Below are 18279 nucleotides of genomic sequence, written 5' to 3'. Positions count from 1 at the left end.
ATCCGATCATGACCGCGACGACACAGTCGTGTGCGTTGCATGCCGGACGTAAGCGGTTCTTCGACTTCCCCCGCATTTGGTAAGTGCCTGCCGAAGCGGCTTACGAAGCCACGACAGCGCGGCCTCGCCACCCTACATTGCGCCAGCTGTACAGCCAGGCGCGCCGCTCGATGCAGCGCCCTCCCACCCACAACGCAATCAGAGGAGTTGTCACCCATGAAGTCGGGATCCCCATTCGCTTTCAAGTGGGCCGCCCTGGCCCTGGCCAGCGCCATGCTGTTCGGCTGCGGCGGCTCGGACAAGAGCAGCGACCCTGAATCGGCCGCAGCATCGGTTGCCATCACCGACACGGCGGCCGGCCTGTCGGTGAACACCATCACCAGCGACGGCACCCGCAGCGGCGGCAGCCACGTGGAGGCCGCGCTGTACACCTTCGCCGCCAAAGTCGAGGCCGGCACCGATGCCGGCCAGGCCCTCGACGGCACCCTGGTGCTGGCCAGCGTGGCGCAGGACGACGGGACGATCGCGCTCACCGGCAAGCTCATCGGCGGCAAGCTCACGACAACGCCCAGCGATGCCGTGATCGCGCTGCAGCAGGCTTTCGCCGCCGCACTGGACACCCTGAGGACGAGCTACAAGGCCGACATCGATGCGCTGAAGGAGGCGCTGAAGGCCGCGCTCGAACAAGCCGCCACGCCGAACGCCGGCCACCGCCTGAACGAGGCGCAACGCGCCGCCTTGAAGACCTTCTTCGACGCGGTGAAGGCCCGCACCGAGCAGTTGCAGGCCGACACCAGCGCGCTGGTCACCAGCTATCGCGACCAGGTGGTTGCTGCCGGCGGCGACGCCAGCAGCATCGGCCTGGGCGGACGGGGCGGCAAGCACGGTGGCAGGACGGTCTACGACGTGACCGGCACGCAGGCCGCCGACGGCAGCGTGACGCTGAAGCTCGCTGCCGGCGACACGGTCCTCACCGGCACCGGCACGCTGGCAGCCGACGGCAGTTTGTCCGGCACCCTCGCCGGCCCGGCCACCGACGACACCGGTACATGGCTGGCCACGGCGCTGGTCAAGCCGGTGAAGCCCACCCCGCCGTCGCCGCCGGCGTCGTCGGCCAGTTCGGTGCACCGCTGACCGCGCAGGTCACCGCATCAGATCGAGAAGCCCAGCAGCATCGCCACGCCCGCCTCCTTGTTGGGGCGGACGAAGCTGTCGCGCGTCAGGCGGCTCATCTTGATCGTCAACGCGTCGGTCGTGAACCACTTGTTGTACAGCGCGTTGACGCCGCCGCTGGCGTAGAGCTGCGCCAGGCTGCGGTCGACCGCGGCGAGCAAGGCGGTGTCGCCCTTGCGCGCCATCACCGCATAGGGCTCGACCGACAGCGCCAGGTTGCTCAGCTGCAGCGTGTCGAGCGCCTTGTCGTTCGACGCGAGACCCAGCAGCAGCGAATCGTCCTGCGGGAAGGCGCGCACGCGGCCTTCCTTCAGCGCCTTGTAGGCCTCGGTGTTGCTGGTGAAGGTCTGCAGCTGCGCATGCAGCTCGCCGTTGGCCAGCTGGTTGAACAGCTTCTCCGAGGTCGTGCCCTTGCTGAGCGCGACGGCGAGGCCGTTCAGGTCCTTGACCGAATCGACCTGCACGTTCTTCGGCGTCAGCAGGCGCATCGATGCAACGAAGAAGGTGTAGCTGAAGTCGACCTTCTCCTGGCGGGCCCGGGTGTTGGTGGTCGAACCGCATTCGAGGTCGATCTCGCCGCTCAGCAGCTTCGGGATGCGCTCGGGCCCGCTGACGACCTTGTACTGCACCTTCAGGTCGCTGAGCTTGAGTTCGCGCTTGATCTCCTCGACCGCGTTCAGGCACAGGTCCACCGAGTAGCCGACCGGCTGCTTCTGTTCATTCAGGTAGGAGAAAGGCCGGGCGGCTTCGCGAACGCCGAGCGTGATGACGCGGCTCTCGCGGATCCTGGCCATCGTGTCGGCGCGGGCCTGCGCCACTGCCCCGCTGCTCGCTCCGGCCAACAGCAGCAGGCTCAGCACGCGGTGGTGAAAGGAAAACATCTTCGGACTCCGACCCAAAAGGGCGAGATTCTAGGGTTTTCCCCAGGAATCCGTTGAGGAGCCGCGCCAAAAACAAGAGGCCTGGCAGGTGATCCTGCCAGGCCTCGGTTTTTTCTTTGGTCGGGGTGGCGGGATTCGAACTCGCGACCCCTTGCACCCCATGCAAGTGCGCTACCAGGCTGCGCTACACCCCGACTAAGCCGCGCAGTATAGCTTGAAAAATCAGGGGTTCCTCCGGGGCTCGGTCAGGCGACGAGCAGGTGGCGGATCGAGATCAGTTCCTCGCGCATCTGCGTCAGCGAGACCTCGTCGACGATGACCACCGGCTGCGGGATCGGCGCGTCTTCGGGCTGCGCGTCTAGCGGCAGCTCGGAATCCGGGCCCATCGCATCCAGCAGCGCGGCTTCGTCTTCGGCCGATGCCGGCATCGGCATCGGTGCCGGCGCTTCCGAGCGCGAATGGACCAGCTCGGTGAGCCGGTTGCGCGCGCCGCTGATCGTGAAGCCCTGCTCGTACAGCAGCTCGCGGATGCGCCGGATCAGCAGCACTTCGTGGTGCTGGTAGTAGCGCCGGTTGCCGCGGCGCTTCATCGGCTTGAGCTGCGTGAACTCCTGCTCCCAATAGCGCAGCACGTACGGCTTCACGCCGCACAAATCGCTCACCTCACCAATGGTGAAGTAGCGTTTGGCAGGGATGGCGGGAAGCGCTTTCTCCATTGAAATCAAGGAGTTCGAGAGAGAAAGCTAAGACTTTACTCGAAGTCGTCTCCCGCAGGTATGTCGCCCTGCACAACTCCTTTCAGTTTGTGACTTGCGTGGAAAGTTACAACGTTCCGTGCCTTGATCGGTATGGATTCCCCGGTCCGGGGGTTGCGCCCCGGACGCGGCGCCTTGCGGCGGATGTTGAAATTACCGAATCCGGACAGCTTCACGTCCTCGCCCTTGACCAGCGTGCCGTGGATGATGTCGAAGAAGGCCTCGACCATGTCCTTGGATTCGCGCTTGTTCAAGCCCAGGCGTTCGAACAGCAGCTCGGCCAGTTCGGCCTTGGTCAGCGTCGGGGTCTCGAGCGTCGGCAGCAGCACGCGGTCGGGGCCCTTGTCGTCCATGTGGTCGTCCATCGCGGCCTCCGTTCAGCCGCGAAGGCGCACGCCGAGGCGGGCCTTCAAGGTGTCGAGCACGCCTGCAACGCCGGCTTCGATGCGTTCGTCGGTCAGCGTCGCGCTGTCGTCGAGCAGCTCCAGGCGCACCGTCAGGCTGCGCTCGCCGGCGCCGACGTCGGCGGTCGGTGTCGCGGGCTTGTAGATGTCGTACAGCTTCGCGGACCGGATCAGGCCCGGGTCGACCGCGGCGATGCTGTTCATCAGCGCCTCGTGGCTGACCTGCTCGCCGGCAATGACGGAGATGTCGCGCCACGCCGATTGCTGGCGCGGGATCGGCTGGAACTGCGGCTGCAGGCGCTGCAGCAGCGCCGACGCATCGAGTTCGAAGACGATCGGGGCCAGCGGCAGCTCGTACGACTGGCGCCATTTGGGGTGCAGCTCGCCGACGAAGCCCACGGCCTGCCCGTCGACCTCGACGCGCGCCGAGCGCCCCGGGTGCAGGGCCGGGTGCTCGGCCGCGGCGAAGCGCACCGGCAACGGCGCCAGCAGCGATTCGATGTCGCCCTTCACGTCGAAGAAGTCGACCGTGCGTTCCTTGCTGGCCCATTGCGTGGCATCGGCCGGCCCATAGGCCAGGCCCGAGACGCGCAGCGGCTGCGATATGCCGGCCACGCTGACCTCGCCGGCGGCGACGCTCGCATCGCGCATGAACACGCGGCCGAGCTCGAACACGCGCACGCGCGTGGCCTTGCGCGCCAGGTTGAAGCGCAGCACGTTGACCAGCCCGCCCAGCAGGCTGGAGCGCATCACCGACAGCGGGCTCGCGATCGGGTTCAGCACGCGGATCGGATGGGCATTGCCGGCCAGATCGAGCTCCCAGCGCTCCTCGACGAAGCTGAAGTTGATCGTCTCCTGGTAGTCCAGGCCGGCCAGCAGGTGACGCAGCGCATGCGGCCCACGCTTCGTCTCGCTGCGCACGCGCGCGGTCAACGGCGCGAGCGGCGCGGTCGACGGCAGCGTCGGGTAGCCGAGCACGCGGATCACCTCCTCGATCAGGTCTTCCTCGATCTGCAGGTCGAATCGCCAGCTCGGCGGCGTCACGGTGACCGTGCCCTCGGCCTGCGTGAACGGCAGCGCGAGGCGTTCCATCACCGACACGCACTGCGCCTGCGTCAGCGGCATGCCGATGACCTTGGCGGCGCGCGCCACGCGCAGCGTCACCGGCCTGCGTTCGGGCAAGGCCGTGACCTGGTCGTCCATCGGGCCGGCCTCGCCGCCGCAGATGTCCTGGATCAGCCGCGTGATGTGCTCGATGTGCTCGACGGTCAGCGCCGGGTCGACACCGCGCTCGAAGCGGTGACCGGCATCGGTCGTGAAGTTGAAGCGGCGCGAGCGGCCGGCCACCGCCTGCGGCCACCAGAACGCGGCTTCGACATAGACGTTGCGCGTGTCGTCGGTCACCGAGGTGGAGTCGCCGCCCATGATGCCGGCCAGCGATTCGACCGCCTGGTCGTCGGCGATCACGCCGACCGCGGCATCCACCTCGATGGTGTTGCCGTTCAGCAGCTTCAGCTGCTCGCCGGGCCGGCCCCAGCGCACCGTCAGGCCGCCATGGATCTTGTCGAGGTCGAAGATGTGCGACGGGCGACCCAGCTCGAACATCACGTAGTTCGAGATGTCGACCAGCGCCGTCACCGACCGCTGGCCGCAGCGCGCCAGCCGGTCGACCATCCAGGCCGGCGTCTTCGCCTTCGTGTCGACGTTGCGGACGATGCGGCCCGAGAAGCGGCCGCACAAGTCGGGCGCCTGCACCTTGACCGGCAGCACGTCGCGGTGCTTCACCTGCACCGGGGGACAGGCCGGCTGCTTCAGCGGCGTGCCGGTCAGCGCCGAAACCTCGCGCGCGATGCCGAAGACGCTGAGGCAGTGCCCGAGGTTCGGCGTCAGCTTCAGCGTGAACAGCGTGTCGTCGAGCGACAGGTGCTTGCGGATGTCTTCGCCGACGGGCGCGGCCTCGTCGAGGATCAGCAGCCCGCCATGGTCTTCCGACAGTTTCAGCTCGCGCGCCGAGCACAGCATGCCCTGGCTCTCGACGCCGCGCAGCTTGCCGAGCTTGATCTCGAAGGGCTTGCCATCCTCGCCTGGAGGAAGCCGGGCACCGACCAGCGCGCACGGCACCTTCTGGCCGGCCGCCACGTTCGGCGCACCGCAGACGATGTTGAGCAGCGAACCGGTGCCGGCATCGACCTGGCAGACGTTCAGCCGGTCGGCATTCGGGTGCCGCTCGAGCGACACCACGTGGCCCACGACCACGCCGGTGAACGGCGGCGCCACCGGGCGCAGCTCTTCGACCTCCATGCCGGACATCGTCAGCAGCTCGGCCAGCGCGGCGGTGTCAAGGGGCGGATTGCAGAACTCACGCAACCACGACTCGGGGAATTGCATTGATGGGTCTTCCGCTGGTTACTTGAACTGGCTGAGGAAACGCAGGTCGCCGTCGAAGAACATGCGCAGGTCGTTGACGCCGTAGCGCAGCATCGCGAGACGGTCGATGCCCGAGCCGAACGCGAAGCCGATGTAGCGCTCCGGGTCCAGCCCCATGTTGCGCACCACCTGCGGGTGCACCTGGCCCGAACCCGACACCTCGAGCCAGCGGCCCTTCAGCGGGCCGCTCTCGAACATGATGTCGATCTCGGCGCTCGGCTCGGTGAACGGGAAATAGCTCGGGCGGAACCGCAGCGCCAGGTCGCGCGTCTCGAAGAAGGCCTGGATGAAGTCGAGGTACATCGCCTTCAGGTCCTTGAAGCTGACGTTCTCGCCGATCCACAGGCCTTCGACCTGGTGGAACATCGGCGAGTGCGTCGCATCGCTGTCGACCCGGAAGGTGCGGCCCGGCGCGATCACGCGGATGTCGGGCATGTGGGCCTGGCCGGCGTATTTCGCGGCATGCGCACGCGCATAGCGCACCTGCATCGGCGAGGTGTGCGGGCGCAGGTTCAGCCAGCGGCCCTCATCGTCCTTCATGTCGACGTAGAAGGTGTCCTGCATCGAGCGCGCCGGATGATTCTCGGGGTTGTTCAGCGCGGTGAAGCTGTACCAGTCGGTCTCGATCTCGGGGCCGTCGGCCACGTCGAAACCCATCGAGCCGAAGATGGATTCGATGCGCTCCATCGTGCGCGTGATCGGGTGCACGCTGCCGGTGCCGCGCTTGCGGCCGGGCAGCGTGACATCGAGCGACTCGGCCTTCAGCTGCGCCTGCAGCTCGGCATCGGCGAGGGCCTGGCGGCGCGCGTTCAGCGCGGCTTCGATGCCCTGCTTGGCCAGGTTGATCTCGGCACCGCGGGCCTTCTTCTCGTCGACCGACAGGGCGGCCAGCGACTTGAGCAGCTCGGTCACGCGGCCGGCCTTGCCCAGGTAGCGCGCCTTCGCGTTCTCCAGGTCGGCGGGCGCGCCCGCCTGCGCAAAGTCGGCGTGCGCAGCCTGCACCAGTTGATCGAGGTCGTTCATCGTTCAGGAAACCAATAAAAAAGGCCGAACACGAGGTCGGCCTTGAGAGCTTGCCCCGGCGGCTGCAAGCAGCGCTGCCGGGGACTTGCGTGGCACCGGATGACGCGCATCCGGCGCGATCACGACATCAAGCGAGCTGGGCCTTCACCTTCTCGACGATGCTGCCGAAAGCGGCAGGATCGTTGACCGCCATGTCGGCAAGAACCTTGCGGTCGATCTCGATCGACGCCTTCTTCATGCCAGCCATGAACTTGCTGTAGGTGATGCCCAGGCCACGGGCCGCGGCGTTGATGCGCGCGATCCAGAGCTGGCGGAACACACGCTTCTTGGTGCGGCGATCGCGATAGGCGTATTGCCCAGCGCGCATGACCGCTTCCTTGGCGATGCGGAATACATTCTTGCGACGGCCACGGTAACCCTTGGCGAGTGCGAGAACTTTCTTGTGACGAGCGCGGGCTGTTACACCACGTTTGACGCGAGGCATGGATTTCTCCTTCTAGAAGTGTTTCAGAGACCGACGGATTACAGGCCAGCGAATGGCAGCATTTGCGCCATGTGACCCATGTTGGTCTCGTGCACGCCGACGGCACCACGCAGGTGGCGCTTGTTCTTCGTGGACTTCTTCGTGAGGATGTGGCGCTTGAACGCCTGGCCCCGCTTGACGGTGCCACCCGGACGGACGCGGAAACGCTTCGCAGCGCTCTTCTTGGTCTTCATTTTGGGCATGACTGCTCCTTTTTCGTTGCTCCGGCAGGCGCCCGCAAAGAACTTGCGGTCTTGTTGGCCTGTCGGGGCTTCTTGCGACACCCTGGTGACCAGACCAGGGCATCGAAACTTCAACTCACACTCTTCTCAACGCTTCTTCGGGCCCAGCACCATGATCATCTGGCGCCCTTCCAGCTTCGGCATGTTCTCGACGACGGCCACGTCGGCCAGTTCGTCGCGGATTCGTTCCAGCAGGCGCATGCCGATGTCCTGGTGGGTGATCTCGCGGCCGCGGTAGCGCAGCGTGACCTTGCCCTTGTCACCATCTTCCTCGATGAAGCGGCGCAGGTTGCGCATCTTGATCTGGTAGTCGCCTTCGTCCGTGCCGGGACGGAACTTGACTTCCTTGATCTCGATGACCTTCTGCTTGGACTTCGCTTCCGCTGCCCGTTTCTGCTCCTGGTACTTGAACTTGCCGTAGTCCATCAACCGGCAGACCGGCGGATCGGCCTGCGCAGCGATTTCGACCAGATCGACGTCCAGATCGCCCGCCATGCGCAGGGCTTCCTGGATGCTCACGATCCCGAGCGGTTCGTTCTCCACACCGTTGAGCCGCACCTCCGGCGCCATGATTTCGCGATTGAGGCGGTGCTTGCGCTCCACATTGGGAGTGCGACGGTCAGCAAAAGTAGCGATGGTTCTTACCTTTCACCGGACCCCGAGGCAGCGAGGCCCAAAACTTTGGATGTCGACACGCCCCCGCGGACCGGACCTGTCTCATACACCATTGACCCGGTTGACGACGTCATTGGCGAGCTTCTGAACGAAGTCGGCCAAGGCCATCACACCGAGATCCTGGTTGCCGCGGGCACGCACCGCAACAGCCCCGCTTGCCTTCTCCTTCTCGCCGACGACAAGGATGAACGGGACCTTTTGCAAGGAATGCTCGCGGATTTTACGGGTAATCTTCTCATTGCGCAAATCGCTCTCGGCTCTAACCCCTTGTTTTTGAAGCGATTTCGCCACTTCCCGGGCGTAGTCGGCGTGGTCGTCGGTGATGCTGGCCACGACAACCTGCACCGGCGCCAGCCAGGCGGGCAGCGCCCCGGCATGGTGTTCGATCAGCATGCCGATGAAACGCTCGAAGCTGCCGATGATGGCGCGGTGCAGCATCACCGGGTGGGCGCGGCCGCTGGTGTCGGTGACGTACTCGCCGCCCAGGCGCTCGGCGGTGTTGTAGTCGACCTGCATCGTGCCGCACTGCCACTGGCGGCCCAGCGCGTCCTTCAGCGTGTACTCGATCTTCGGGCCGTAGAAGGCGCCGTCGCCCGGCGAGATGATGAACTCGCAGCCGGATCGGCGCAGGCTCTCCATCACCGCGAACTCGGCCTTGTCCCAGAAGGCATCCGAGCCGACGCGGTGCTCCGGCCGCGTCGCAACCTTGTAGATGATGTCGGTGAAGCCGAAGTCCTTGTAGACCTTCTGCAGCAGCGTCGTGTAGGCGACGCATTCCTCGAGGATCTGGTCCTCGGTGCAGAAGATGTGGCCGTCGTCCTGCGTGAAGCCGCGCACGCGCATGATGCCGTGCAGCGCGCCCGACGGCTCGTTGCGGTGGCATTGGCCGAACTCGCCGTAGCGGATCGGCAGGTCCTTGTAGCTGCGCATCTGCGAGTTGAAGATCAGCACGTGGCCGGGGCAATTCATCGGCTTGAGCGCGTAGTCGCGCTTCTCCGACTCGGTCACGAACATGTTCTCGCGGTAGTTGCCCCAGTGGCCGGTCTTTTCCCACAGGCCCTGGTCGAGGATCTGCGGGCCCTTCACTTCCTGGTAGCCGTTGTCGCGGTAGACGGCGCGCATGTACTGCTCGACCTGCTGCCACACCGCCCAGCCCTTGGCATGCCAGAACACCAGGCCGGGCGCATGCTCGTCGAGGTGGAACAGGTCGAGCTCGCGGCCGAGCTTGCGGTGGTCGCGCTTCTCGGCCTCTTCGAGCATGTGCAGGTACTGCTGCAGTTCGTCCTTGGTGGCCCAGGCCGTGCCGTAGATGCGCTGCAGCATCTCGTTGCGGTGGTCGCCGCGCCAGTAGGCGCCGGCCACCTTCATCAGCTTGAAGTGCTTCAGGCGGCCGGTGCTGGGCACGTGCGGGCCGCGGCACAGGTCCTCGAACTTGCCCTCGCGGTACAGCGAGACTTCCTCGTTCGACGGGATGCTGGCAATGATCTCGGCCTTGTAGTCCTCGCCGATGCCCTTGAAATACGCCACCGCCTCGTCGCGCGGCAGCACGCGGCGCTCGACGCGCTCGTCCTTCTTCGCGAGCTCGGCCATCTTGGCCTCGATCGCCGCCAGGTCTTCGGGCGTGAACGGGCGCTTGTACGAGAAGTCGTAGAAGAAGCCGTTCTCGATCACCGGGCCGATCGTGACCTGGGCCTCGGGAAACAGCTCCTTCACCGCATAGGCCAGCAGGTGGGCCGTCGAGTGGCGGATGACGTCCAGGCCGTCCGGATCCTTGTCGGTGACGATCGCGAGAGCCGTGTCGGCCTCGATGCGGTAGCTGGTGTCGACGACGCGCGCCGCGTCGCCCTGCCCGACCCGTCCGGCCAGCGCCGCCTTGGCCAGGCCCGTGCCGATGGACGCAGCCACCTCGGCCACGGTGACCGGGCCGGGGAACTCGCGTTTCGAACCATCGGGCAGCTGGACTGAAATCATGGAAGAAGCTCCTGGAAACAAAAAAGCGCGGGGGTGAGCCGCGCTTCGAGAGATGACGAGTAAAGACGTGACGAGCCGCGGCCGACTAAACCTCAGTGAAGTCCGGCGTAGTTCGCGGTGTCATAACCATGATGCCTTTCTCGCCCTTGTTCGTTTGGGAGCGCGATTGTAAATCAGCCGGGAAAGATGCGGGGGCCCTCGACCCGCACCGCGTCGCCCACGCGCAGGCCGTTCGGCTGCGTCACCATGAACTGGCGCCATGCGCCGTTGTCCAGCCGCACCGTGATGCGGAACACCTCGTAGCCCGGCGCCTGGTTGCGCTCGATCTCGTTGCCGACGATCGCGCCGCCGACCGCCCCCGCGACGACGCCGGCCCCACGGCCACCCATCACCGCGCCGATCACCGCCGCGCCGACGATGCTGCCCAGCACCGCGCCGCCGCCGGTCGGCCGCTCCTGCTGGCGCAGCATCTCGATGTTGGTGACCTGGCCGTAGCCGTTGTCGTTGTAGGAATAGCGCGGTGGCGGCGCCGGGGCCGGCGGCGGCGCCACCACCACCGCACCGGGCGGCGGTCCGTAGGGGTGCGCGTAGTACGGCCGGGGATAGACCACGCAGCCGGCCAAGGTGCTGCCCACCAGGGTCAGCACGGCCAGCCGCATCGAGGCAAGCTTCCAGTTCATCGCGTTCTCCGGGCGCCGGACGCGGCGCCACCCCGCAGCAACGCGACACGCACGGCGGCCGTTGGCCGCCGGCGTGTAAAGAACGATGTCAGGCCTTGTCGTCCGGCCCGCCCAGCCAGCGGTACAGCGCCGCGCCGAGCACCGCGCCGACGATCGGCGCGACCCAGAACAGCCACAGCTGCGACAGCGCCCAGTCGCCGACCAGCAGCGCCGGCCCCGTGCTGCGCGCCGGGTTGACCGAGGTGTTGGTGACCGGGATGCTGATCAGGTGGATCAGCGTCAGCGCCAGCCCGATCGCGATCGGCTGGAAACCCACCGTCGTGCGCCGGTCGGTCGCGCCCATGATGATCACCAGGAACATGCCGGTCATCACGACCTCGCACAGGAAGCCCGCCATCATCGAATAGCCGCCCGGCGAATGCTCGCCGTAGCCGTTCGACGCCAGCCCGCCGGCCAGGCTGAAGCCCGCCTTGCCGCTCGCGATCAGGTACAGCACCGCGGCACCCAGCACGCCGCCGATCACCTGGGCAACGATGTAGGCCGGCAGTTCCGACGCCTTGAAGCGCCCGCCCACCGCGAGGCCGATCGACACCGCCGGGTTCAGGTGGCAGCCCGAGATGTGCCCGATCGTGTAGGCCATCGTCAGCACCGTCAGCCCGAACGCGAACGACACGCCCAGCAGGCCGATGCCGACGTTCGGGAATGCGGCCGCGAGCACTGCGCTGCCGCATCCGCCCAAGACCAGCCAGAAGGTGCCCACCAGCTCGGCCGCAGCCCGTTTCGTCAAGTCCATCGCGTCTCCCCCTTCGCGGTTGATGAGGAGCGCATTTGTGCACTCCCATCCGACGCCGTCAAGGCTTCATCGCCGTCGCGCGCTGCTCGAACTCCTGGCGCAGCTGGCGCCGCACCTGCGCCGCCTTGCTGCGCCGGATCTCGTCCGGCGTCACCGGCACCAGCGGCGGCACCGGCGCGGGCCGGCGCTCGTCGTCCATCGCCACCATCGTGAAGAAGCAGCTGTTGGCATGCCGCACCAGCTGCGTCTGGATGTTCTCGGTGATGACCTTGATGCCGATCTCCATCGAGGTGGTGCCGGTGTGGTTGACCGAGGCCAGGAAGGTCACCAGCTCGCCGACGTGGATCGGCTGCCGGAACGTGACCTGGTCGACCGACAGCGTCACCACGTAGCGCCCGGCGTAGCGGCTGGCGCAGGCATACGCCACCTGGTCGAGCAGCTTCAGGATGGCGCCGCCGTGCACGTTGCCGGTGAAGTTGGCCATGTCCGGCGTCATCAGCACCGTCATCGTGAGTTGATGCGAAGGCAGGTTCATCAGCCGCGGGCCCTGTATTCGGAAAAGATGCCGAGCTCGACGTAGCGGCTCGGTTCGAGCAGTCCGGCCGCGGCCAGCGTCGCCAGCACCTCGGCCGGTGCGACGCAGGCGGCGATCGTGTCCCAGTAGTAGCGCCACAGGCGCGGCGTCGCCTCGGCCTTCGAGACCACGCGCGCGAGCAGCGGCACTGCGCCGCGCATGTAGACCTTCAGCAGCGCGGTGGCGATGCGGCCGGCCGGTTTGGTGATCTCGAGGATCAGCAGGCGCCCGCCCGGCTTCAGCACGCGGCGGAACTCGGCGCAGGCCACCGAGAAGTCCTCGATGTGGCGCAGCGCATAGCCCATCACCAGGAAATCGACGCTCGCGTCGGCCACCGGCAGCGCCTCGGCGCGGCCTTCGAGGCAACGCACCTGCGGCGGCAGGTGGGCCTGCGCCATCATGCCCGGGCTCGGGTCGACGCCGACCAGCCGCGCGGGCTCGTTCGTCACGTGCAGGATCTCGTGCGACACCAGGCCGGTGCCCATGCCGAGGTCCAGCACCTGCATGCCGGGCGCAAGGCCCGCGCGCAGCAGCGCCTGGCGCCGATACCACGAACCGCTGCCCAGCCCGAGGATGCGCTCGAGCCGGTTGTAGTCGACCGCGGTGTCGTCGAACGCCGCGCGGATGAAGCGCTCGCGGGCCTGGGCGTCGCCCTCCGGATAGTAGGCCGGCAGCGCACTGTGCGGCAGGTGCACGACACCGTCTTGCTTGGCGGGCGGGGTGCGTTCAGGCATGGCGTCCCATCGGTTCCTGGGGGGTGGCGAAGTCGGGCGATGGTACGGCCTGTGACGAAAGCCGCAAGCCGCTCCGCTAAAATCGATGGTTTTCGCCGAGCCCGTTTCACGAGATCGCATGAACCCAGCTGACACGAATCTGCTGCCGGAAGTCGGCACCCTCCTGGTCGAGTCCCTCAACCTGGAGATCGCCCCGGAGGCCATCGATCCCGACGCGCCGCTGTATGGGGAGGGCCTGGGCCTGGATTCGATCGACATCCTCGAGCTGGCCCTGGTGGTCTCCAAGCGCTACGGCTTCCAGCTGCGCTCGGGCGACGAGGACAACCTGCGCATCTTCTCGTCGCTGCGCAGCCTGGCCGGCCACATCGCCACCCACCGCACGGTGTGACATGAACGTCAACGCCCGCTGGGGGCTGGCGGCGGTGGGCCTCGGGGCCTACGCGCTGCTCGCGCACGTGCTGGTGAGCCGCGATGCCGGCTCGGTGCCGGCGCTGCTGACGCTGCTCGGCCCGATGGCCGGCGCCGCGCTGTGGGCGCTGTGGCGCAGCGGCAACCGCATCCTCGCGGCCGGGGTCGCCGCACTCGCGGTCGCGGTGCTGCTGAACGGCTCGCGCCTGCCCACCCCCTGGTTCTACCTGGCCCAGCACGCCGGCATCCACCTGGCCCTGGCCTGGGTGTTCGGCCGCACGCTGCGCGGCGGGCGCACGCCGATGATCACGCAGTTCGCCAGCCGCATGCACGCGACGATGCCGCCCGGCCTGCAGGCCTACACACGCCGGCTCACCGGCGTCTGGACCGGCTACTTCCTGGCCATCGCCGGCACCTCGTTCGTGCTGTTCGCGTTCGCGCCGCTGACCGCCTGGTCGCTGTTCGCCAACGTGGTCACGCCGGTTTCGCTGGTCGCGATGTTCGTCGTCGAGTACCTGCTGCGCTACCGGCTGCACCCCGAATTCGAGCGCGTCGGCTTCCTCGAGGCGATGCGCGCCTACCGGGCCCACCAGTGAACGCCGACCGCGCACTGCCGCTGCTCGCGGGCGCGCCGCTCGCGGCACCGCTGGCCTGGCGCAACGGCCAGCCGCTGAGCCGCAGCCAGTACCTGGCCGACATCGCCGCGCTGGCGCAGCAGCTGCCCGACGGCGACGCGGTGCTCGCGGTCTGCAACGACCGCTACCGCTTCGCGCTGTCGCTGGGCGCGGCCCTGCTGCGCGGCCAGTTCAACCTGATGCCGCCGAACCACACCCCCGACATGGTCGAGCGGCTGCGGCAGCTGTTCCCGCGCGCGCACGGGCTGCTCGAAGCCGGCGGCGGCCCGCTCGCGCTGCCGTCGCTGCGCTTCGAGGACATCGCGCCCGGGCACGCCGGCAGCGTCGCCGAAACGCCGTGCTTCGCCCCCGGCACCGTCGTCGCGCAGGTGCTCACCTCCGGCTCCACCGGCCAGCCGACGCGCCACGCCAAGCGCTGGGACCTGCTGGTCGAGAACATCCGCGCCGAGGCGCAGCGCATCGCCGGCCACCTGGGCCGCGCCAGCCTCGAAGGCGTCAGCCTGCTCGGCACCGTGCCGCCGCACCACATGTACGGCTTCGAGTCGACCGTGCTGCTCGCGATGCTGGGCGGCGCCTCGTTCGCGGCCGAGAAGCCGCTGCTGCCGGCCGACATCGCGCGCGTGCTGGCCGCGCTGCCGCGCCCGCGCGTGCTGGTGACGACGCCCTACCACCTCAAGATGCTGCTCGACGCCGGCACGCCGCTGCCCGAGCTCGACCTGGTGCTGTCGGCCACCGCACCGCTGTCGCCGCAGATGGCGGCGCGCGCCGAGGCCGCGTGGCAGGCGCCGCTGGTCGAGATCTACGGCTGCACCGAGGCCGGCCAGGTCGCGACGCGGCGCACCACCGACGGCCCCGAGTGGCTGGCGTACGACGGCGTGCGGCTGCAGGGCGACGGCGCCGAGAGCGTCGTCAGCGGCGGCCACGTGCCCGAGCCGACGCTGCTGGCCGACGTGCTGGAGGTGCTGTCGCCGACGCGCTTCCGGCTGCTCGGGCGCAGCAACGACCTGATCAACGTGGCCGGCAAGCGCAGTTCGCTGTCGCACCTGAACTTCCAGCTCAACAGCATCGAGGGCGTGCGCGACGGCGCATTCTGGCTGCCGCAGGCCGACAGCGTCGAAGGCGTCGCGCGGCCGGTCGCCTTCGTCGTCAGCGACACGCTGTCGCGCGAGGCACTGCTCGCCGCGCTGCGCCAGCGCCTCGACCCGGTGCTGCTGCCGCGGCGCATCGTGATGCTGCCGTCGCTGCCGCGCGATGCCACCGGCAAGCTGCCGGCGCAGCGCCTGGCCGCGCTTGCGGCCGAGCACCTCTGAGCATGCCGGTCGCCACGGTCCGCATCCCGGCCTCGCATCCGGCCTTCGCCGGCCATTTCCCCGGCCGCCCGATCGTGCCGGGCGTGCTGCTGCTGGCCGAGGTCGTCGAGGCGCTGCTGGCGCACGGCAGCGCCGCACCGCTGCGGCTGGGCGCGGTCAAGTTCGTCGCGCCGGTCGGGCCGGATGCCGAGCTGCGCATCGACTGGGACGAGCCCGTCCCCGGCGCGACCCGGCTGCGCTTCGAGGTCGCCCAGCTCGTCGACGGCCAGGCCCGGCGCAGCGCCAGCGGCCATTTCGAGCTGCCCGCCGCGGCGCCATGACGACCCGCGACGCCTCCTGGACGAACGAGCGCGAGCGCAGCAGCCTGTGGGTGCTGACGCTGATGCGCTGGATCGCGGTCGGCCTGGGGCGGCCCGCCGCGCGGCTGCTGCTGGGCCCGATCGCGCTGTATTTCCTGCTGTTCGCGCGCCGGCCGTCGCGCGCGTCGGCGCAGTACCTGCGGCAGGTGTTCGGGCGCCGGCCCACCTTCGGCGAGCGGCTGCGCCACATCCACGGCTTCGCATCCACCGTGCTCGACCGCGTCTACCTGCTGCAGGAACGCTTCGACGGCTTCGACATCCGCATCGAGGGCACCGAGCACCTCGACGCCGTGCTCGCCCGCGGCGAAGGCGCCTTGCTGATCGGTGCCCACCTGGGCAGCTTCGAGGTGATGCGCGCCTTCGGCAGCGCGCGCAGCGGGTTGCGCATCGCGATGGTCATGTACGAAGACAATGCGCGGATGATCAACGCCACGCTGAAGGCGATCGCGCCGGACACGCCGCTGCACATCATCGCGCTCGGGCACCTCGAGTCGATGCTGCAGCTGCGGAGCTGGCTGGACGACGGCGGCGTGGCCGGCCTGCTCGGCGACCGCAGCCTGCCGGGCGCGGCGGCATCGCGCGAGGTCAGCCACCGGCTGCCTTTCCTCGGTGCCGACGCGAGCTTCTCCGACGGACCGTTCCGCCTGGCCGCGCTGCTGCGCCGGCAGATCGTCTTCATGACCGGGCTGTACCTGGGCGGCAACCGATACTCGCTGCGTTTCCTGCCGCTGGCCGACCTGAGCGAGCGCCCGGCCAGCCGCGAGGCGCAGGATGCCGCGGTGGCCGATGCACAGCGGCGCTATGTCGCGATACTCGAGCAGCTGTGCAGAGAGCACCCGATGAACTGGTTCAACTTCTACGACTTCTGGGCCCCCACCGATGCTGACGTTGCGCGCTGAACTGCGGCGCCGTGCGCTGTCGCTGCTGCTGGCACTGGCGCCGCTCGGCGCCATGGCCGCGCCGCAGGCCGACCTGTCCACCCTGCTGGCCCTGCTGGCCGGCGTGAAATCGGGCGAGGCCACCTTCACCGAGCAGCGCCAGGTGACGCTGCAGGACATGACGCGCACGCTCGAATCGTCCGGCCGGCTCAGCTTCTCGGCGCCCGACACCTTCGTGCGCGAGACCCTGAAGCCGCGCCGCGAGCGCCTGGCCGTCACCGGCAACACGCTGACGATGAGCCAGGGCAGCCGCAGCCGCAGCGTGCCGCTCGATTCGGTGCCCGATGCGCAGGTGCTGGTCGAGGCGGTGCGCGGCACGCTGACCGGCAACCGCGAGCTGCTCGACCGCCACTTCACGATGCAGTTCAGCGGCAGCCTCGACCAGTGGACGCTCGAGCTGGTGCCGCGCGAAGCGCTGCTGCGCGAGCAGGTCGCGCGCGTCATCGTCGGCGGCAGCCGGGCCGCGCTGACCGAGGTGCAGGTGCTGCTGGCCGGCGGCGATCGCTCGACGATGAAGATCGTCGAGACGCGCACCCCATGAACCGGGGCGCGCTGCGCCGGCCCGCGCTGTGGGTGTGGCTGGCGGCCATGCTGCTGGGCGCGCTGTGGGCGGCGCGCACCACCTACGTGGCCGACCTGTCGGCCTTCCTGCCGTCGTCGCCCAGCGCCGAGCAGCGCGTGCTGCTCGAACAGCTGCGCCATGGCGTCACCGCCCGCGTGATGCTGATCGGGCTGCGCGGCGGCGATGCAGCGCAGCGCGGCGAAGCCTCGCGCGCGGTGGCCGCCGCCTTGCGCAGCGGCGGCGAGTTCGCCAGCGTCAGCAACGGCGACAATCACGGTGCACCGAAAGCCGTCGGCGAGCTGCTGCTGGCGCACCGCTACCAGCTGAGCCCGGCGGTCGATGCGCAGCGCTTCAGCGTCGACGGGCTGCGCGACGGCATCGCCGACACGATGGCGCTGCTCGGCACGCCGGCCGGCGGCTGGATCAAGCCGCTGCTGTGGCGCGACCCGACCGGCGAGATGGTCCGGCTGGGCGAGACGCTGCTGCCGTCCGGCGGCCCGCGCGTCGAGGCCGGCGTCTGGGTGTCGCGCAGCCAGCCGCGCGCGCTGCTGGTCGGCATCACGCGCGCCGAGGGCTCCGACCTGGACGGCCAGGCACGCGCGATCGACGCGGTGCAGCGCGCCTTCGCGCCGTGGGCCGCGCGCGGCACGGCGATCGAACTGTCCGGCGCCGGCGTGCTGGGGGTGCAGTCGCGCACGCTGATCCAGGCCGAGGTCGAGCGCCTGGCGCTGTGGGACGGTGCCATCGTGCTGGCCTTGCTGATGCTCGCCTTCGGCTCGCTGAAGGCGCTGGGCGTGGCGCTGCTGCCGGTCGCCAGCGGCGTGCTGGCCGGCACCGTCGCGGTCAGCCTGGGCTTCGGCCACGTGCACGGCATCACGCTCGGCTTCGGCACCACGCTGATCGGAGAGGCGGTCGACTACGCGATCTACTACCTGGTGCAGGCCCGCCCGGCCGCCGGCGCGAGCGGCCCCGGCGCGCTGCACTGGCGGCGCCACAACTGGCCGACCGTGCGCTGGGGCCTGCTGACCTCGCTGGCCGGCTTCTCGGCGCTGGTGTTCTCGGGCTTCGGCGGCCTCGCGCAGCTGGGCGTGTTCTCGATCGCCGGCCTGCTGGCCGCCGCGCTGACGACGCGCTACGTGCTGACCGCACTGGCGCCCGACGGCGCCCCCGGCCTCGGCCTGCGCGCCGTGCTGGGCCGGGCCACCGCGCGCC

General features: G+C 68.8%; 21 protein-coding genes and 1 tRNA gene. 8 read left to right on the top strand and 14 right to left on the bottom strand.

The features are described from left to right. Positions 1 to 216 precede the first annotated feature (216 nt). A complete protein-coding gene (locus AC1DYN_RS20535) occupies positions 217 to 1134 on the top strand; it encodes a hypothetical protein (RefSeq protein ID WP_477962957.1) in 918 nt (305 codons plus the stop codon). Positions 1135 to 1151: 17 nt separating this feature from the next. Here AC1DYN_RS20535 and AC1DYN_RS20530 read toward each other — a convergent pair whose 3' ends face one another. From AC1DYN_RS20530 to AC1DYN_RS20465, 14 genes are all read right to left on the bottom strand, one after another. Beyond that, on the bottom strand, positions 1152 to 2054 hold the full coding sequence (locus tag AC1DYN_RS20530) for an amino acid ABC transporter substrate-binding protein (RefSeq protein WP_477962955.1): 903 nt from the start codon (positions 2052 to 2054) through the stop codon (positions 1152 to 1154). Between the two features lie 117 nt (positions 2055 to 2171). After that, positions 2172 to 2248: transfer RNA gene (locus AC1DYN_RS20525), tRNA-Pro, on the bottom strand. A 51-nt stretch (positions 2249 to 2299) separates the two neighbouring features. Beyond that, positions 2300 to 2770 (bottom strand): MerR family transcriptional regulator, encoded by a 471-nt coding sequence (locus AC1DYN_RS20520; RefSeq protein WP_477962953.1) that lies wholly within the window; start codon positions 2768 to 2770, stop codon positions 2300 to 2302. A gap of 35 nt (positions 2771 to 2805) precedes the next feature. Beyond that, the gene (locus AC1DYN_RS20515) at positions 2806 to 3174 is read right to left on the bottom strand and encodes an integration host factor subunit alpha (protein WP_477962951.1); all 369 of its coding nucleotides are present in this window, start codon (positions 3172 to 3174) and stop codon (positions 2806 to 2808) included. A gap of 12 nt (positions 3175 to 3186) precedes the next feature. Continuing rightward, positions 3187 to 5601 (bottom strand): phenylalanine--tRNA ligase subunit beta, encoded by a 2415-nt coding sequence (gene pheT / locus AC1DYN_RS20510; RefSeq protein ID WP_477962949.1) that lies wholly within the window; start codon positions 5599 to 5601, stop codon positions 3187 to 3189. An 18-nt stretch (positions 5602 to 5619) separates the two neighbouring features. Continuing rightward, complete coding sequence (gene pheS, locus AC1DYN_RS20505) at positions 5620 to 6663, bottom strand: phenylalanine--tRNA ligase subunit alpha (RefSeq protein ID WP_477962947.1); 1044 nt, start codon at positions 6661 to 6663, stop codon at positions 5620 to 5622. Between the two features lie 127 nt (positions 6664 to 6790). Then, positions 6791 to 7147 carry a 50S ribosomal protein L20 gene (rplT, locus tag AC1DYN_RS20500; protein WP_477962945.1) on the bottom strand — a complete coding sequence of 119 codons (357 nt, stop codon included), beginning with the start codon at positions 7145 to 7147 and terminating at the stop codon, positions 6791 to 6793. 38 nt (positions 7148 to 7185) lie between these two features. Then, positions 7186 to 7389, bottom strand: a complete 204-nt coding sequence (gene rpmI, locus AC1DYN_RS20495; protein ID WP_047511790.1) for a 50S ribosomal protein L35 — start codon at positions 7387 to 7389, stop codon at positions 7186 to 7188. A 126-nt stretch (positions 7390 to 7515) separates the two neighbouring features. Next, a complete protein-coding gene (gene infC / locus AC1DYN_RS20490) occupies positions 7516 to 8031 on the bottom strand; it encodes a translation initiation factor IF-3 (protein ID WP_477962943.1) in 516 nt (171 codons plus the stop codon). 114 nt (positions 8032 to 8145) lie between these two features. Next, positions 8146 to 10074: a threonine--tRNA ligase gene (gene thrS, locus AC1DYN_RS20485; RefSeq protein ID WP_477962941.1), complete on the bottom strand. Its 1929-nt coding sequence runs from the start codon at positions 10072 to 10074 to the stop codon at positions 8146 to 8148. Positions 10075 to 10247: 173 nt separating this feature from the next. Next, positions 10248 to 10754: a hypothetical protein gene (locus AC1DYN_RS20480; protein WP_477962939.1), complete on the bottom strand. Its 507-nt coding sequence runs from the start codon at positions 10752 to 10754 to the stop codon at positions 10248 to 10250. An 88-nt stretch (positions 10755 to 10842) separates the two neighbouring features. After that, entirely contained in the window at positions 10843 to 11547 is a 705-nt protein-coding gene (aqpZ, locus tag AC1DYN_RS20475) for an aquaporin Z (protein ID WP_477962938.1), read from the bottom strand. Positions 11548 to 11605: 58 nt separating this feature from the next. Further along, positions 11606 to 12082: an acyl-CoA thioesterase gene (locus tag AC1DYN_RS20470; RefSeq protein ID WP_477962936.1), complete on the bottom strand. Its 477-nt coding sequence runs from the start codon at positions 12080 to 12082 to the stop codon at positions 11606 to 11608. After that, positions 12082 to 12855: a class I SAM-dependent methyltransferase gene (locus tag AC1DYN_RS20465; RefSeq protein WP_477962934.1), complete on the bottom strand. Its 774-nt coding sequence runs from the start codon at positions 12853 to 12855 to the stop codon at positions 12082 to 12084. The genes AC1DYN_RS20470 and AC1DYN_RS20465 overlap by 1 nt, the downstream gene beginning before the upstream one ends. Positions 12856 to 12973: 118 nt before the next feature. On the opposite strand from AC1DYN_RS20465, the gene AC1DYN_RS20460 reads away from it, so the two are divergent. The 7 genes from AC1DYN_RS20460 to AC1DYN_RS20430 all read left to right on the top strand — a co-directional run. Further along, positions 12974 to 13243, top strand: coding sequence for a phosphopantetheine-binding protein (locus tag AC1DYN_RS20460; protein WP_477962932.1), 270 nt, complete (start codon positions 12974 to 12976; stop codon positions 13241 to 13243). 1 nt (position 13244) lies between these two features. After that, positions 13245 to 13859, top strand: coding sequence for a COG4648 family protein (locus AC1DYN_RS20455; protein WP_477962930.1), 615 nt, complete (start codon positions 13245 to 13247; stop codon positions 13857 to 13859). Beyond that, the gene (locus AC1DYN_RS20450; protein WP_477962928.1) at positions 13856 to 15208 is read left to right on the top strand and encodes an AMP-binding protein; all 1353 of its coding nucleotides are present in this window, start codon (positions 13856 to 13858) and stop codon (positions 15206 to 15208) included. The genes AC1DYN_RS20455 and AC1DYN_RS20450 overlap by 4 nt, the downstream gene beginning before the upstream one ends. Before the next feature lie 2 nt (positions 15209 to 15210). Then, positions 15211 to 15528, top strand: coding sequence for an ApeI family dehydratase (locus tag AC1DYN_RS20445; RefSeq protein WP_477962926.1), 318 nt, complete (start codon positions 15211 to 15213; stop codon positions 15526 to 15528). Further along, the gene (locus AC1DYN_RS20440) at positions 15525 to 16466 is read left to right on the top strand and encodes a lysophospholipid acyltransferase family protein (protein WP_477962924.1); all 942 of its coding nucleotides are present in this window, start codon (positions 15525 to 15527) and stop codon (positions 16464 to 16466) included. Before AC1DYN_RS20445 ends, AC1DYN_RS20440 begins: the two co-directional genes overlap by 4 nt. Then, positions 16447 to 17046: a LolA family protein gene (locus AC1DYN_RS20435; RefSeq protein ID WP_477962922.1), complete on the top strand. Its 600-nt coding sequence runs from the start codon at positions 16447 to 16449 to the stop codon at positions 17044 to 17046. Before AC1DYN_RS20440 ends, AC1DYN_RS20435 begins: the two co-directional genes overlap by 20 nt. Further along, the coding region (locus AC1DYN_RS20430) for an MMPL family transporter (RefSeq protein ID WP_477962920.1) at positions 17043 to 18279 on the top strand (1237 nt) is incomplete at its 3' end. The genes AC1DYN_RS20435 and AC1DYN_RS20430, both read left to right, overlap by 4 nt.

Source organism: Rhizobacter sp. P2_D12 (genome assembly GCF_056404395.1).
Note: the sequence above shows the minus strand (reverse complement) of the source record. Positions and strands in the feature narration are given on the sequence as shown.

What these genes read in the sequence shown, in the direction of transcription:
- AC1DYN_RS20445 (WP_477962926.1), top strand. Translation starts at nt 15,211, where the DNA reads ATGCCGGTCGCCACGGTCCGCATCCCGGCCTCGCATCCGGCCTTCGCC.
- aqpZ (WP_477962938.1), bottom strand. Translation starts at nt 11,547, where the DNA reads ATGGACTTGACGAAACGGGCTGCGGCCGAGCTGGTGGGCACCTTCTGG.
- pheT (WP_477962949.1), bottom strand. Translation starts at nt 5,601, where the DNA reads ATGCAATTCCCCGAGTCGTGGTTGCGTGAGTTCTGCAATCCGCCCCTT.
- AC1DYN_RS20515 (WP_477962951.1), bottom strand. Translation starts at nt 3,174, where the DNA reads ATGGACGACCACATGGACGACAAGGGCCCCGACCGCGTGCTGCTGCCG.
- AC1DYN_RS20530 (WP_477962955.1), bottom strand. Translation starts at nt 2,054, where the DNA reads ATGTTTTCCTTTCACCACCGCGTGCTGAGCCTGCTGCTGTTGGCCGGA.
- AC1DYN_RS20440 (WP_477962924.1), top strand. Translation starts at nt 15,525, where the DNA reads ATGACGACCCGCGACGCCTCCTGGACGAACGAGCGCGAGCGCAGCAGC.
- rpmI (WP_047511790.1), bottom strand. Translation starts at nt 7,389, where the DNA reads ATGCCCAAAATGAAGACCAAGAAGAGCGCTGCGAAGCGTTTCCGCGTC.
- AC1DYN_RS20455 (WP_477962930.1), top strand. Translation starts at nt 13,245, where the DNA reads ATGAACGTCAACGCCCGCTGGGGGCTGGCGGCGGTGGGCCTCGGGGCC.
- AC1DYN_RS20460 (WP_477962932.1), top strand. Translation starts at nt 12,974, where the DNA reads ATGAACCCAGCTGACACGAATCTGCTGCCGGAAGTCGGCACCCTCCTG.
- AC1DYN_RS20465 (WP_477962934.1), bottom strand. Translation starts at nt 12,855, where the DNA reads ATGCCTGAACGCACCCCGCCCGCCAAGCAAGACGGTGTCGTGCACCTG.
- AC1DYN_RS20535 (WP_477962957.1), top strand. Translation starts at nt 217, where the DNA reads ATGAAGTCGGGATCCCCATTCGCTTTCAAGTGGGCCGCCCTGGCCCTG.
- AC1DYN_RS20435 (WP_477962922.1), top strand. Translation starts at nt 16,447, where the DNA reads ATGCTGACGTTGCGCGCTGAACTGCGGCGCCGTGCGCTGTCGCTGCTG.
- AC1DYN_RS20480 (WP_477962939.1), bottom strand. Translation starts at nt 10,754, where the DNA reads ATGAACTGGAAGCTTGCCTCGATGCGGCTGGCCGTGCTGACCCTGGTG.
- AC1DYN_RS20470 (WP_477962936.1), bottom strand. Translation starts at nt 12,082, where the DNA reads ATGAACCTGCCTTCGCATCAACTCACGATGACGGTGCTGATGACGCCG.
- pheS (WP_477962947.1), bottom strand. Translation starts at nt 6,663, where the DNA reads ATGAACGACCTCGATCAACTGGTGCAGGCTGCGCACGCCGACTTTGCG.
- AC1DYN_RS20520 (WP_477962953.1), bottom strand. Translation starts at nt 2,770, where the DNA reads ATGGAGAAAGCGCTTCCCGCCATCCCTGCCAAACGCTACTTCACCATT.
- thrS (WP_477962941.1), bottom strand. Translation starts at nt 10,074, where the DNA reads ATGATTTCAGTCCAGCTGCCCGATGGTTCGAAACGCGAGTTCCCCGGC.
- rplT (WP_477962945.1), bottom strand. Translation starts at nt 7,147, where the DNA reads ATGCCTCGCGTCAAACGTGGTGTAACAGCCCGCGCTCGTCACAAGAAA.